Below are 12,590 nucleotides of genomic sequence, written 5' to 3'. Positions count from 1 at the left end.
GGAGGACCTCCCGGTGGTGAGCGGATGCCGTCAGACAGCTCCACAGCACTCCCGAGAGGTCCTCCCCTCAAGATCATTCAGACCGTGTCGTCACACGCACTCAACCAACGTGTCCGGTCAGTACAGCTAGCCCCCGCCGGGCAGGGGAGAACGCCCGCCCGACTGGGTATCCGCACGGCCATGTCGAGCCGTGACACGGGCCCGGAGGGGCCCCACACCGTGGACGGCGTCACCGTGACGCCCCCGAGCCTCGTCCGGCGGGCCGTCACGGCCTCGGGCATCGGCAACGTCACCGAGTGGTACGACTTCGGCGTCTACGCCTACCTGGAGACGACGATCCAGATGGTGTTCCTGCCGCCGGGCACCGCGGGCGGTCCCGTCATCACGGCCGCCCTGTTCGCGGCGTCGTTCCTCGCGCGGCCCTTCGGCGGGCTGTTCTTCGGGCCGCTGGCCGACCGCATCGGCCGGACCAAGACGCTCGCCACGACCATGCTCCTCATGGCGGTCGCCACCTTCGGGATCGGCGTCCTGCCCACCTACGCCTCCATCGGACTCGCGGCGCCGCTCCTGCTGCTGCTGTGCCGGCTGCTGCAGGGCTTCTCCACCGGCGGGGAGTACGCGGGGGCGATGACGTTCGTCGCCGAGTACGCGCCCGACCGGCGCCGCGGCTTCCTGGCGAGCTTCCTCGAGTTCGGCACGATCACCGGCTACCTGCTCGGTGCCGGTGTCGTCACCGTGCTCCAGGCCGTCCTCGGCGAGAACTCCCCCGAGCTCCTGAACTGGGGCTGGCGCATCCCGTTCCTCATCGCGCTGCCGATGGGCATGATCGGGCTCTACCTGCGCTACCGCCTCGAGGAGACCCCCGCGTTCTCCCAGCTCTCGGAGTCCTCCGGGGAGCAGGGCCAGCAGTCGTTCCGCGAGTTCTTCCGCGCCGCGGCCCGCTACGGGTGGAAGCCGGTCCTCGTGTGCGGCGGCCTGGTGATCGTCTTCAACGTCACCAACTACACGCTCACCACGGTCGTGCCCACCTACCTCACCGAGACCCTCGGCGAGTACGGGGCGCCGACGCTCACGACGACGACGTCGCACGTCCTGCAGATCATCCTGTTCCTCGTGCTCCTGGCGATCGTGCCCGTGCTCGGCAAGCTCGCCGACCGCGTGGGCCGCAAGCCGATCATCCTCACCGGCTGCATCATGCTCGTGGTGCTCGCCGTCCCGGCGTTCCTGCTGATGCGCACCGGGTCCATCCCCGGTGTGCTCGCGGGCCTGCTCCTGCTCGGCCTGACGATGGTGTGCTTCAACGCCACCATGCCCTCGACGCTGCCGTCCCTGTTCAGCACCGGCGTGCGCTACGGGTCGCTCGCGATCACCTTCAACGTCGCGGTCTCGATCTTCGGCGGCACGACGTCGGTCATCGTCGAAGGGCTCATCGCCCTCACCGGGGTGCTCGTGATGCCGGCGGTGTACCTGATGCTCGCGGCCGTCGTCGGCCTCGTCGCCGTGCGCTACCTGCGGGAACCGGGGAGTCAGCCGCTGCCGGGCTCGAACCCGGCGGCCACCTCGGACGAGGAGGCCCGCGAGCTCGCCCGCGCGTCGGGCTGAGGGTCGAGCGGGGGCAGGACGTCGGTCGGGCGCTCGCGGGGGTCGAACGCGCGCGGGTCGGGGCCGGGGTCGGTGACGACGTCGGCCCAGGCGTCGACGGCGAGGGCCACCACCAGCACGACGGCCACGGCCACGCCGAGCGCGCCGAGCGTGTCGGTCGGGTAGTGGTAGCCGCGCCCGACGAGCGAGGCGACGACCGTCCCGACGAGCACCACGAGTCCGCCGACCGTCAGCAGGCGCAGGGCCCGCGGCAGCGTGGGCAGCCCCAGCACCAGGACCGCGCCGGCCACCGCCAGCGAGCCCACCGAGGTGGCGTGCCCGCTGGGGAAGGCCAGCTCGTCGCCGCGCGTGCGCTCGACCAGCGGCTTGAGCACGAGCGACGTCGTCACCATCGCCGTGGGCGGGCCGGCGAGGACGAGCGCGAGCCCGCGCCCGCCGCGCAGCCACCAGGCGAGCGGGGCCAGCACGAGCAGGGCCACGACGACGGGCGCGGGGCCACCGAGCGTCGCGAACCCCTGCCCGACCGCGCGGGCCGTCCCCTGCCGCATCTCGAGCAGCCCCGAGAGCTGCCGGTCGGTGCGCCCGCCGACCGAGTCGCCCGCGTAGCGCCAGGCCAGGGCGGCGACGGCCGTCGCCGCGACGGCCGCGAGCAGGGCCGCACGGGCGCGCAGGTGGTCACGGATCAGGGGTGCGTCGCGGTCGGCGAGCGACCGCGCCGACCCCGGGGACGAGCGCGCCATGGTGATCGAGGATGCCTCATCACCGGGGTGGGTACAGGCGCCTCCCCGGCACGTAGGAGAGTGACCCCCGACGATCGGCGCTGCGTCCACCTCTCGGCGCGGCCCTTCGCCCGATCGTCTGAATCAGGACTCCCGACGGGGGTCCCGGGACGCCGGAGGTGGCGATGCTCCCGGGAAGCACGACGAGCGCACCGCGCCCGCCCGCCCGCATGCCCGCGCGGGCCGAGCTCGTCGGCCGCGCCAGCGCCGCCACCCTCACGGCCACCCGTGTCCCGTGTCCCGACCCGCAGGGCAGCCTTGCCACGCTCGAGGCCGTCCTGCGCGCGACGGCCGCCGGCCCGTGCGACCCGGGCCTGCGGGCGCTCCTGCTGCGCCAGACACTGGTCGCGCGCGTCGTCCTCGCCGCCGACCCCGGGCACGCCGCCGCCGGCCCCGCGCTCGACGAGCTGGTCGACGAGCTGCTCGCCCTGGTGGCCGAGCACGGGCTGACGCTCTTCGCCGCCGACGCGCACATGCTGCTGGCGCGCCGCGCCATGCTCGACGCCGACGACGACCGTGCCCTGTCGGCGGTGTCGACGGCGCTGTCGCATCTCGAGGAGCCCGTCCTCGTCGACCACGCCCCCACCGTCGCGGAGCACCGCGAGAACGTGCAGGGCTCCCGTCGCCTCGCGGCCGGCACGCTCGTGTCGCTGGGCATGCACGACCTCGCGGAGACGCTGCTCGACCAGGCCCACGCGCTGTCCGACGTCCACACGGGCCCCGGGTACGAGCACGTGCGCGTCGGTCTCTCGTGGGGCCTGCGCCTGGAGCGCGGCGGGCACCAGGGCTCCGAGCGGCTGCGCGCGGCCGCCGACGCCGCCGACGGGATGCGGCGAGCTGCGAGCGCCGTCGAACGACCCCTGCTGCGGGCCGCGGGCATCCTCGGCCGCCACGTACCGGGCCGGGCGGCCACGACCGTGGAGCGCCACCTCGCCCGCCACGACGCACTGGCCCTCGCCCGCGTGCCGTACCTCCCGTCGCAGCACGACCGCCTGCTCGTCCACGTCGCCCGGGCCCGCGCCCTCGAGCGGGCCGGCGACGCGGACGCCGCGGCGACCCTGCTCGCCGGGGTGCGCGCCCGCCCCCCGCGCGGCGAGCAGAGCCTCATGCTCTCGGTCACCCGGGAGCTCGCTCGGCTCCGGGCGCTGCTCGCGCTGTCGTGCGACCCGCCGAATCGCGCGGCGAAGGCCGCGCTCGCCGACTACACCGCGGACCTCGAGGACGAGCTGTGGGCCCTGCAGCAGGCGCGCGTGCTGTCGCTGCAGACCCGGCTCGCGCACGACCGGCTCAGCCGTGAGCACGGTCAGGTCGCGGCGCTCGCGCTCGCCGACCCCCTGACCGGCCTGCCGAACCGCCGCGCCCTCGACGGCTTCCTCGACGAGGCCCTCGCCGCCGCGGCCCTGCGCGGGGCGGGGCCGGGGCCGGCGGTCGTGATGATCGACGTCGACCGCTTCAAGCAGATCAACGACGCGATCTCCCACGCCCGCGGCGACGAGGTGCTGCGCGGGGTGGCGGCGGCGCTGCGGTCCTCGCTGCGGGCGCCGGACCTGGTCGCGCGCTACGGCGGCGACGAGTTCGTCGTCGTCCTCCCCGACACCGCGGCCGGCGACGCCGGGGCGGCGATGGCGCGGGCGCGGGCGGCGGTGGCGGCCCTGCCGACCGGGAGCGACGCCGGCGGGACCTCGACCCACCGACGCCGGTGCGACGTCGTGACCCTGTCCGTCGGCGTCGTCGCGGCCCGTCCCGGCGAGGATGCCACCGAGGTCCTCGCCCGGGCCGACGCGGCGATGTACGCGGTCAAGCGGGCCGGCGGGGACGCGGTCCGGGTGCACGAGGCGACCCCGACCGGCACCCGGCCCTGAGCCGCCCGAGGGCCCTCGGACGCACGCCCCCATCCCCGCGCGAGGGGACGGTCGTAGGATCGTGCGCGACGAGCCCCGGACCCGGGGCCGGCCCGCGCACGAGTGGGAGCCAGTAGAGCCGATGCCGCCGAGCCCGACCGCCGTCGTCGTCCTCGCCGCCGGTGAGGGCACCCGGATGCACTCGGCCACCCCCAAGGTGCTGCACCCGGTCGGGGGCCGCAGCCTCCTCGGGCACGCCGTGCACGCCGCCGCGGGCACCACTCCCGAGCACCTCGTGGTGGTCGTGGGGCACGAGCGCGAGCAGGTCGGCACCCACACGATGGGGCTCGCCGCGGAGCTCGACCGCGAGGTCGTCACCGCCGTGCAGGACCGCCGCCGCGGCACCGGGCACGCGGTCGCCTGCGGCATCGCCCGGCTGCCCGACGACCTCGCGGGCACCGTCGTCGTCTCCTACGGCGACGTGCCCCTGCTCGACGCCGCCACCATGCGCGCCCTGCTCGCCGAGCACGTCGACGGCGGCTACGCGGTGACGTTGCTGACCGCCGAGCTCGACGACCCGCGCGGCTACGGGCGGGTCGTCCGGGACGACGCCAACCAGGTCACCGCGATCGTCGAGCACCGCGACGCGACGCTCGAGCAGCTCGCGATCAACGAGGTGAACTCGGGCGTCTACGCGTTCGACCTCGCCTTCCTGCGCGAGGCGCTCGGGCACCTCACCACCCACAACTCCCAGGGCGAGCTCTACCTCACCGACGTGGTCGCGATCGCCGCCGAGTCCGGCCGCGGGGCCGGTGCGGTGGAGACCGCCGACCCGTGGCTCGTCGCCGGGGTCAACGACCGTGTGCAGATGGCCTCGCTCGGCGCCGAGCTCAACCGCCGGCTGCTCGAGCGCTGGATGCGTGCGGGCGTCACGGTGGTCGACCCGACGAGCACCTGGATCGACGTCGGCGTCCGCCTCGAGCGCGACGTCACCCTGCACCCGGGCACGCAGCTGCACGGGCGCACCACCGTCGCCGAGGGCGCCACGGTCGGGCCCGACACCACGCTCACCGACGTCGTCGTCGGCGCGCGGGCTGCCGTGGTGCGCACGCACGGCTCGTCGTCGCGCATCGGGCCCGAGACCTCCGTGGGGCCCTTCGCCTACCTGCGCCCGGGCGTCGAGCTCGACGCCCGCGGGAAGATCGGCACGTTCGTCGAGGTCAAGAACGCCCACATCGGCGAGGGCAGCAAGGTGCCCCACCTCACCTACGTCGGCGACGCCACCATCGGCGAGAGCAGCAACATCGGGGCCTCCTCGGTGTTCGTCAACTACGACGGGGTCACCAAGCACCGCACGACCGTCGGTTCCCACGTGCGCACGGGCTCCGACAACACCTTCGTCGCCCCCGTGACCATCGGCGACGGGGCGTACACCGGTGCCGGCACCGTCGTCCGCGAGGACGTGCCCCCGGGCGCGCTCGCGGTGTCCTCGGGGCCGCAGCGCAACGTCGAGGGCTGGGTCGGGCGCAAGCGCCCGGGCACCGCAGCGGCCCAGGCCGCCGAGCAGGCCGGCAAGGCCGCCACCCGGGCCGCCGGCTCGGACGACCACGAGCAGGAGGACCCGTGACCGTGAGCATGTCGTCGATCCCGAAGAAGAGCCTGATGCTCTTCTCCGGGCGGGCACACCCGGAGCTCGCGGAGGAGATCGCCAAGGAGCTGGACGTCACCATCACGCCCCAGCAGGCGTACGACTTCGCCAACGGCGAGATCTTCGTCCGGTTCGAGGAGTCGGTGCGCGGCTCCGACGCGTTCGTGATCCAGAGCCACACCGATCCCATCAATCAGTGGATCATGGAGCAGCTCATCATGATCGACGCCCTGAAGCGGGCGTCGGCCAAGCGGATCACCGCCGTGGTGCCGTTCTACGGCTACGCCCGGCAGGACAAGAAGCACCGCGGCCGCGAGCCCATCTCGGCCCGCCTCGTCGCGGACATGCTCAAGACCGCGGGCGCGGACCGGATCATGACGATCGACCTGCACACCGACCAGATCCAAGGCTTCTTCGACGGTCCCGTCGACCACCTGCTGGCCAACAAGGTGCTCGCCGAGCACCTGCGCGACACCTACGCCGACCACGATCTCGCCGTCGTCGCCCCCGACTCCGGTCGCGTGCGCGTCGCCGAGAAGTGGGCCGACATGCTGGGCGGCGTCCCGCTGGCCTTCATCCACAAGAGCCGCGACAAGACCAAGCCCAACGAGGTCGTCGCCAACCGCGTGGTCGGCGAGGTCAGCGGCCGCACCTGCATCCTCGTCGACGACATGATCGACACCGGCGGCACGATCGCCAAGGCCACCGAGGCGCTGCTCGCGGACGGGGCGACGGACGTCGTCATCGCCGCCACCCACGGTGTGCTCTCCGGGCCGGCCGTCGAGCGCCTCTCCACCTGCGGGGCGCGCGAGGTCATCATCACGAACACCCTGCCGATCCCGGACTCCAAGCGCTTCCCGTCGCTGACCGTCCTCTCGATCGCCCCGATCATCGCCCGCGCGGTGAAGGAGGTCTTCGAGGACGGTTCGGTGACGAACCTCTTCGACGGCAACGCCTAGTATCGCGCCAAGCCGGTCACGACCCCTGGCGCTCCTTCGTCGCGCCACGTGTCGGCTACGGCGGCGCGTGGCGGGGTCGGCATGAGCATCTGGTCCGAGCACGTCGTCCCACGGGTCACCGACCTCGCGCTCGGTACCGCCGACGTCCGGGCCGTGCGGGCCCGGGCCGTGGAGCGGGCCCGTGGTGAGGTCGTCGAGCTCGGCTTCGGCAGCGGGCCGACGCTGCCCCTCTACCCGGCGGCGGTGACCTCGGTGCGGGCCGTCGAGCCCTCGGCGGTGGCCCGGCGTCTCGGGGCCCGCCGGATGGCCGCCACGTCGATCCCGGTGCAGCACGTCGGTCTCGATGGCGCCGACCTCGACCTGCCCGATGCCACCGCCGACACGGTCGTCAGCACCTTCACCCTCTGCACGATCCCGGACGTCGAGCGCGCGCTGCGGGAGGTACGCCGCGTCCTGCGCCCCGACGGGGTGTTCCTGTTCCTCGAGCACGGCCTCTCCCCCGAGCCCTCGACCGCCCGCTGGCAGCACCGCCTCGACGGCCTCCAGCAGCGCCTGGTCGCCGGCTGCCACCTGACCCGGCCGATCGACGTCCTCGTCCGCGACGCCGGCCTGACCGTCACCGACCTCGAACACGAGAGTCTGCGCGGCCCGGGCCCGATGTCGTACCTCTACCGGGGCGTCGCGACGCCCTAAGGGCGCTCCGGGCCCGGGGTCGCGGAGCGAAGGTCACCCCGAGTGCGTGGGACGCAGCCAAGGCGTCCCTCGCTCGGACCTCAGTCGCGCCGGCGGGCGATGACGGCGCCCTGGGGCGTCCTCGACGCGGCGCTGTCCCGCTCCGGCGGGCGCACCACGCGGGCGACGACGTCGAAGCCCGTGCGCTCGAGGAGTGCCACGACGTCGTCGGGCTGCAGACGGCGGAAGTCGAGCGAGACCCGGTGCCCGAACGCCTCGGCGTGGTGGGACACGTCGTCCCCGATCTGGAAGCCCAGCAGGAGGTGGCCGCCGGGGCGCAGGACGCGGTGGAACCCGCGGACCACGGCCGGCAGCTCGGGCTGCGGGACGTGGATGATCGAGTACCAGGCCACGACCCCGCCCAGCGCGCCGTCGGCGACGTCGAGGGCGGCCAGGTCGCCCACCTCGAACGGGATCCCGGGGTGGGTCCTCCGCGCGAGCGCCACCATGGCGGGCGACAGGTCGATCCCGCGGACGCGCGGGCCGAGCCCGTGGAGGTGGGCGGCGACCTCGCCCGGCCCGCAGCCCGCGTCGAGGACGTCGGAGTCCCCCACCATCTCGGCGAACGCCCCCACGACGGCGCGGTCCATCACCGTGCGGGCGAGCTCGGCGCCGAACAGCTCGGCGTACGGCTCGGCGATCGCGTCGTAGCCGGCACGCGTCGCGGCGCGGTCCGCGGGTTCGTCCACGGCCACGCACCCTAGGAGCGGGGTCCGACAGGGCCACCGGTATCGTGGGTTACGCACTTCGGCGAGGGTCGGCTCTCGAGAGCCGACCGTCATCGACGCGGTGCGGCCGTCCCCGGCGTCCCGGGTGGGCCGCGCGCGGCGCGCCGACCCAGGACGAACCGCAGGAGACGCACCATGGCCGACACCCGCATCGCCGCGGAGACCCGCACCGAGTTCGGCAAGGGTGCCGCGCGCCGCACGCGTCGCGCCGGCAAGGTCCCCGCCGTCCTCTACGGCCACGGCACCGACCCCGTGCACCTGTCCTTCGACACCGTCGAGTTCGCCGCGGTGCTGCGCGAGAACGGGCGCAACGCCCTGCTCACCATCACGGGCCTCGAGGGTCAGCCGCCGATGGCGCTGGCCAAGAGCATCGTCCGCGACCCCATCAAGGGCTTCTTCGAGCACGTCGACCTCGTCCTCGTCCGTCGCGGCGAGAAGGTCCAGGTCGATGTCCGCCTCGTCCTCATGGGCGACGCCGCCTCGGGCACCCTCGTGTTCCAGAACGAGGACACGCTGACCATCGAGGCCGACGCGACCAACATCCCCGAGGAGATCGCGGTCGTCATCGAGGACGCCGAGATCGGCACCCAGATCAACGCCGGGGACATCCGCCTGCCCGACGGCGCCGAGCTCGTGACCGACGCCGACATCCTCGTCGTCAACGTCACCGAGGCGCCGACCGAGGAGGCCATGGAGGAGGAGATCGACGCCGAGGGTGCCGGTGTCGAGGAGGACGCGTCCGAGGACGAGGCCGCCGAGACCGGCGAGTCGTCCGAGGCCGCCTCCGGCGACGGGTCCGGCGAGGGCGCCGAGGCCTCGTCCTCCTCCGCCGACGAGAGCTGACCTGCCCGCGTGAGCTCTCCCGCTGCCCGGCCCGACGGCCCCCTGCTGGTCGTCGGGCTGGGCAACCCCGGCCCGGACTACGACGGCACCCGGCACAACGTCGGGTTCCTCGTCGTCGACGCCCTGGCCGGGCGGATGGGCAGCCGGTTCTCGACCCACAAGCGCTCCGGCGCCGACGTGGCCGAGGGCCGGCTGGCCGGCCGGCGCGCGGTGCTGGCGAAGCCGCGCGGCTACATGAACCTCTCGGGCGGGCCGGTCGCCGGCGCCGCCCGTTTCTTCTCGGTACCGTCCACCGAGGTCATCGTCGTGCACGACGACCTCGACCTGGAGTTCGGCGTCGTGCGCCTCAAGCGCGGCGGCGGCGAGGGCGGGCACAACGGGCTGCGCTCCATCTCCAAGTCGCTCGCCACGAAGGACTACCTGCGCGTGCGCTTCGGCATCGGGCGCCCGCCGGGACGTCAGGACCCCGCCGACTACGTGCTCAAGCGCTGGTCGGCGGCCGAGCGCAAGGAGCTCGACGTCTCGGTCGAGCTGGCCGCCGATGCCATCGAGGCGCTGGCCGTCGAGGGCCTGGAACCGGCGCAGAACCGTTTCCACTAGGCCCTCCGGCTCAGGAGCGCAGGTACGCCAGCACCGCGAGCACCCGCCGGTTGTCGTCCGGTGCGGCGTGGAGGCCGAGCTTGGTGAACGCGGATCGCGCGTAGGCCTCCACCGTCTTCTCGGACAGGTGCAGCCGGTCGCCGATGCCGGCGTTCGAACGCCCCTCGGCCATCACGGCCAGCACGTCACGCTCCCGCTCGGACAGCGTGTCGAGCGGGTTCTGCACGCGGCGGCGCCCCACGAGCTGCGCCACCACCGAGGGGTCGACGACCACGCCGCCCGCGACCACGCGCCGCAGGGCGTCGGTGAGCTCCTCGACGTCGGCGACGCGCTCCTTGAGCAGGTAGCCCGCACCGCCCGCGTCGGCCTCGACCAGCGCCACGGCGTAGTGGGGCTCCACGTGCGCCGACAGCACGAGGACCCCGACGGCGGGGTGCTCCGCCGCGAGCGTGCGCGCCGCGTCGAGGCCCTCGGTGGTGTGGGTCGGCGGCATCCGGATGTCGACGATCACCGCGTCCGGCGGGTCCGCGCGCACCGCCGCGAGCAGCGCCTCCGCGTTGCCGACCTCGGCCGTCACCTCGATCCCGCGGTCGGCGAGCAGGCGCGCGAGGCCGCCCCGGAACAGCGCCGCGTCGTCCGCGACGATCACCCGCACGGCAGCGTCGCCGTCACGCGGGTCCCGCCGCGGGCGGGGCTCGACACCGCGAACCGCCCGCCCACGGCCGCGACCCGGTCGGCGAGGCCGCGCAGCCCGGAGCCGTCGGCGTCCGCACCGCCGCCGCCGTCGTCGACGACGTCCACCCGCAGGCCGTCCCCCTCCGCGACCACGTCGACCGCCACCCGCGACGCCGACGCGTGCTTCGCGGCGTTCGTCAGCGCCTCGGAGACGACGAAGTAGCAGGCCTGCTCCACGGCCTCCGGGGGCCGCTGCCCCGGGATCGCGCCGAGGACCACCGGCAGCGACGCCCGCTCGGCGAGCGAGGCCAGCGCCGGCCCGAGACCCTCGTCGGTGAGCAGCGGCGGGTAGATGCCGCGGGCGAGCTCCCGCAGCTCCGCGAGCGCGCCGGCGAGCTCGTCGCCGGCCTCGGCGAGCAGGGCGTCCAGCTCGTCCGGCGACCCCGCCCCGAGGCGGGTGCGCGCCAGGCGCAGCGCCAGCCCGACGGCCACGAGGCGCTGCTGCGCGCCGTCGTGGAGGTCCCGCTCGACCGCCCGGCGCGCGCCGTCCGCGGCCTCCACCAGCCGGGCCCGCGACGCGCGCACCTCGCGCAGCTGGTGGCGGACCTGGGCGTGGAGGCGCTCGTTCTCCACCGCGAGCCCCGCCCCGGCGGCCACGGCCTCGACGAGGTCGGGCTCGCCGGTGAGCACCGGGTCGTGCAGCAGCACGGCGATCGGGCGGCCGTCGCGGACGAGGTGGGCGACGGCGCGACCGGCGCGCGGGGCGACGTCGACCGGGTCGCCCGCGGCGTCGACGTAGTCGTCGGTGCCCGGCAGCCGGTAGGCCACCTCCGCCGACGGGTCGTGCAGCGTCCGCGCGACGACGCTGCGCAGACGTCCGGGCTCCGCCGGCCCGTCCCCGAGGTCGATGACGAGCCGGCCGACGCCCGAGCGGTCGAGCCGGCTGCGCAGCAGGCCCAGCAGCAGCGCGACCGGCCACACGACCAGGACGACCTGCGCCGACCACGCGAGGACGACCCCCGCGGACGGGGGCAGGACCAGCAGGATCGCGGTGCGCTCGACGAGCAGGGTGGCGACGACGACGGTGCCGCCGACCAGGCCCGGGGTCAGCGCCCGACGCTCGGCGACCCCGGCCGCGCGCCACCGCGACCACACCGAGACCAGGAGCGCCACCAGCAGCACGACCACGACCGCCTGCACGACGAGGTCGACGGGCTCGGGGGTGAACCCGCCGTTCGACGGGGCGATCACCAGCCCGTTGGGCGGCGGCCCCTCGCCCCGCCCCCGCTGCGCGCCGAGGGCGAGGAAGACCGCGTCCAACGGGGCCGAGAGCAGGTAGCCGACGACGACGAGGACCCGCTGGGCGACACTGGTCGTCCGGCCCGTCGGGAACGTGACGAGCAGGTGCACGAACAGGCTCAGCGACACCGAGCCCAGCAGCACGCCCGCGACGAACGCCGGCGTCGTGTCCACCGCGAGCAGGAAGCGGGCGAGCCAGGCGAACCCGAGCAGCACCATGAGCAGGCCGGTGCGACTCGCGGGCCGACGCCGCCGGGCGACCAGACCGACCCCGACGAACGACCAGCCGACGGCGAGGTTGAGCACCAGCGTCGGTGCGACCAGCTCGACCGGGACCTCGTAGCCGCCGCGCACGAGCGCCGCCGCCGCCCCGACACCCGCCAGGACCGCCGCGGCCACGACGAACCACTTGCCCCGCGGCCTCACGGCGACCCGCTCAGGACGTCCCGGAGCGCATCCCCCGTCAGCTCGTGCTTCGCGATGAACCCCCGCGCGGGGCTCGCGTCCACACGCGGTCCGTAGTCACCGCGTGACCGGCTGGAGACGAGCACGACGGCGGGCGCGTCCTCGTCTCCGGCGAGCACCTCGGCCACACCGAAACCGTCGAGGTCCGGGAGCCGGATGTCCAGCAGCACGACGTCGGGCGCGAGCGAACGGACCGCGACGAAGGCGTCCGCCGCGTCCCCCGCCTCCCCGACGACGTCGAAGCCCTCGGCCACCAGCAGGCGCCGCGCGAGCGAGCGGAAGCTCGCGTGGTCATCGACGATCAGCACCCGGGCGGTCACGCTCCGGAGGCTGGCACCCGCGCGGGTGGGCCGGATACGGGGACAACCCTGGCGATCCGCGAGGGTCAGCCTGCTGGTCGGTCTCCCGGCGCGCGCGGA

Annotated in this window: 12 protein-coding genes; 7 read left to right on the top strand and 5 right to left on the bottom strand. The window is 74.8% G+C overall.

Annotated elements, in window-relative coordinates; genetic code table 11:
• Positions 1 to 180: 180 nt before the first annotated feature.
• A complete protein-coding gene (locus OG774_RS25380) occupies positions 181 to 1,602 on the top strand; it encodes an MFS transporter (RefSeq protein WP_328305096.1) in 1,422 nt (473 codons plus the stop codon).
• On the opposite strand, the gene OG774_RS25375 is transcribed toward OG774_RS25380, so the two are convergent.
• Positions 1,527 to 2,342, bottom strand: coding sequence for a phosphatase PAP2 family protein (locus OG774_RS25375; RefSeq protein WP_328305095.1), 816 nt, complete (start codon positions 2,340 to 2,342; stop codon positions 1,527 to 1,529). The genes OG774_RS25380 and OG774_RS25375 overlap by 76 nt on opposite strands.
• Positions 2,343 to 2,506: 164 nt before the next feature.
• Here OG774_RS25375 and OG774_RS25370 point away from each other — a divergent pair, with 164 nt between their 5' ends.
• The 4 genes from OG774_RS25370 to OG774_RS25355 all read left to right on the top strand — a co-directional run bounded on the left by OG774_RS25370 (position 2,507) and on the right by OG774_RS25355 (position 7,522).
• Entirely contained in the window at positions 2,507 to 4,243 is a 1,737-nt protein-coding gene (locus tag OG774_RS25370; protein WP_328305094.1) for a GGDEF domain-containing protein, read from the top strand.
• Between the two features lie 121 nt (positions 4,244 to 4,364).
• On the top strand, positions 4,365 to 5,849 hold the full coding sequence (gene glmU, locus OG774_RS25365) for a bifunctional UDP-N-acetylglucosamine diphosphorylase/glucosamine-1-phosphate N-acetyltransferase GlmU (protein ID WP_328305093.1): 1,485 nt from the start codon (positions 4,365 to 4,367) through the stop codon (positions 5,847 to 5,849).
• An 8-nt stretch (positions 5,850 to 5,857) separates the two neighbouring features.
• Positions 5,858 to 6,829: a ribose-phosphate diphosphokinase gene (locus tag OG774_RS25360; RefSeq protein WP_328311158.1), complete on the top strand. Its 972-nt coding sequence runs from the start codon at positions 5,858 to 5,860 to the stop codon at positions 6,827 to 6,829.
• An 81-nt stretch (positions 6,830 to 6,910) separates the two neighbouring features.
• Positions 6,911 to 7,522, top strand: a complete 612-nt coding sequence (locus tag OG774_RS25355; protein WP_328305092.1) for a class I SAM-dependent methyltransferase — start codon at positions 6,911 to 6,913, stop codon at positions 7,520 to 7,522.
• Positions 7,523 to 7,602: 80 nt separating this feature from the next.
• On the opposite strand, the gene OG774_RS25350 is transcribed toward OG774_RS25355, so the two are convergent.
• Positions 7,603 to 8,250 (bottom strand): class I SAM-dependent DNA methyltransferase, encoded by a 648-nt coding sequence (locus OG774_RS25350; RefSeq protein WP_328305091.1) that lies wholly within the window; start codon positions 8,248 to 8,250, stop codon positions 7,603 to 7,605.
• 174 nt (positions 8,251 to 8,424) lie between these two features.
• On the opposite strand from OG774_RS25350, the gene OG774_RS25345 reads away from it, so the two are divergent.
• Positions 8,425 to 9,132, top strand: a complete 708-nt coding sequence (locus OG774_RS25345) for a 50S ribosomal protein L25/general stress protein Ctc (protein ID WP_328305090.1) — start codon at positions 8,425 to 8,427, stop codon at positions 9,130 to 9,132.
• A gap of 9 nt (positions 9,133 to 9,141) precedes the next feature.
• Positions 9,142 to 9,732: an aminoacyl-tRNA hydrolase gene (gene pth / locus OG774_RS25340; protein ID WP_328305089.1), complete on the top strand. Its 591-nt coding sequence runs from the start codon at positions 9,142 to 9,144 to the stop codon at positions 9,730 to 9,732.
• Between the two features lie 10 nt (positions 9,733 to 9,742).
• Here the strand turns inward: pth and OG774_RS25335 are convergent, their stop codons facing one another.
• From OG774_RS25335 to OG774_RS25325, 3 genes are read right to left on the bottom strand one after another with little or no spacing between them, the layout of a single operon-like run.
• A complete protein-coding gene (locus OG774_RS25335; RefSeq protein WP_328305088.1) occupies positions 9,743 to 10,387 on the bottom strand; it encodes a response regulator transcription factor in 645 nt (214 codons plus the stop codon).
• A complete protein-coding gene (locus OG774_RS25330) occupies positions 10,378 to 12,132 on the bottom strand; it encodes a sensor histidine kinase (protein ID WP_328305087.1) in 1,755 nt (584 codons plus the stop codon). The genes OG774_RS25335 and OG774_RS25330 overlap by 10 nt, the downstream gene beginning before the upstream one ends.
• Positions 12,129 to 12,491 carry a LytR/AlgR family response regulator transcription factor gene (locus OG774_RS25325; RefSeq protein WP_328305086.1) on the bottom strand — a complete coding sequence of 121 codons (363 nt, stop codon included), beginning with the start codon at positions 12,489 to 12,491 and terminating at the stop codon, positions 12,129 to 12,131. Before OG774_RS25325 ends, OG774_RS25330 begins: the two co-directional genes overlap by 4 nt.
• Between the last annotated feature and the right edge of the window lie 99 nt (positions 12,492 to 12,590).

Source organism: Actinomycetospora sp. NBC_00405 (assembly GCF_036044095.1).
Taxonomy (GTDB): Bacteria; Actinomycetota; Actinomycetes; order Mycobacteriales; family Pseudonocardiaceae; genus Actinomycetospora; species Actinomycetospora callitridis.
Note: the sequence above shows the minus strand (reverse complement) of the source record. Positions and strands in the feature narration are given on the sequence as shown.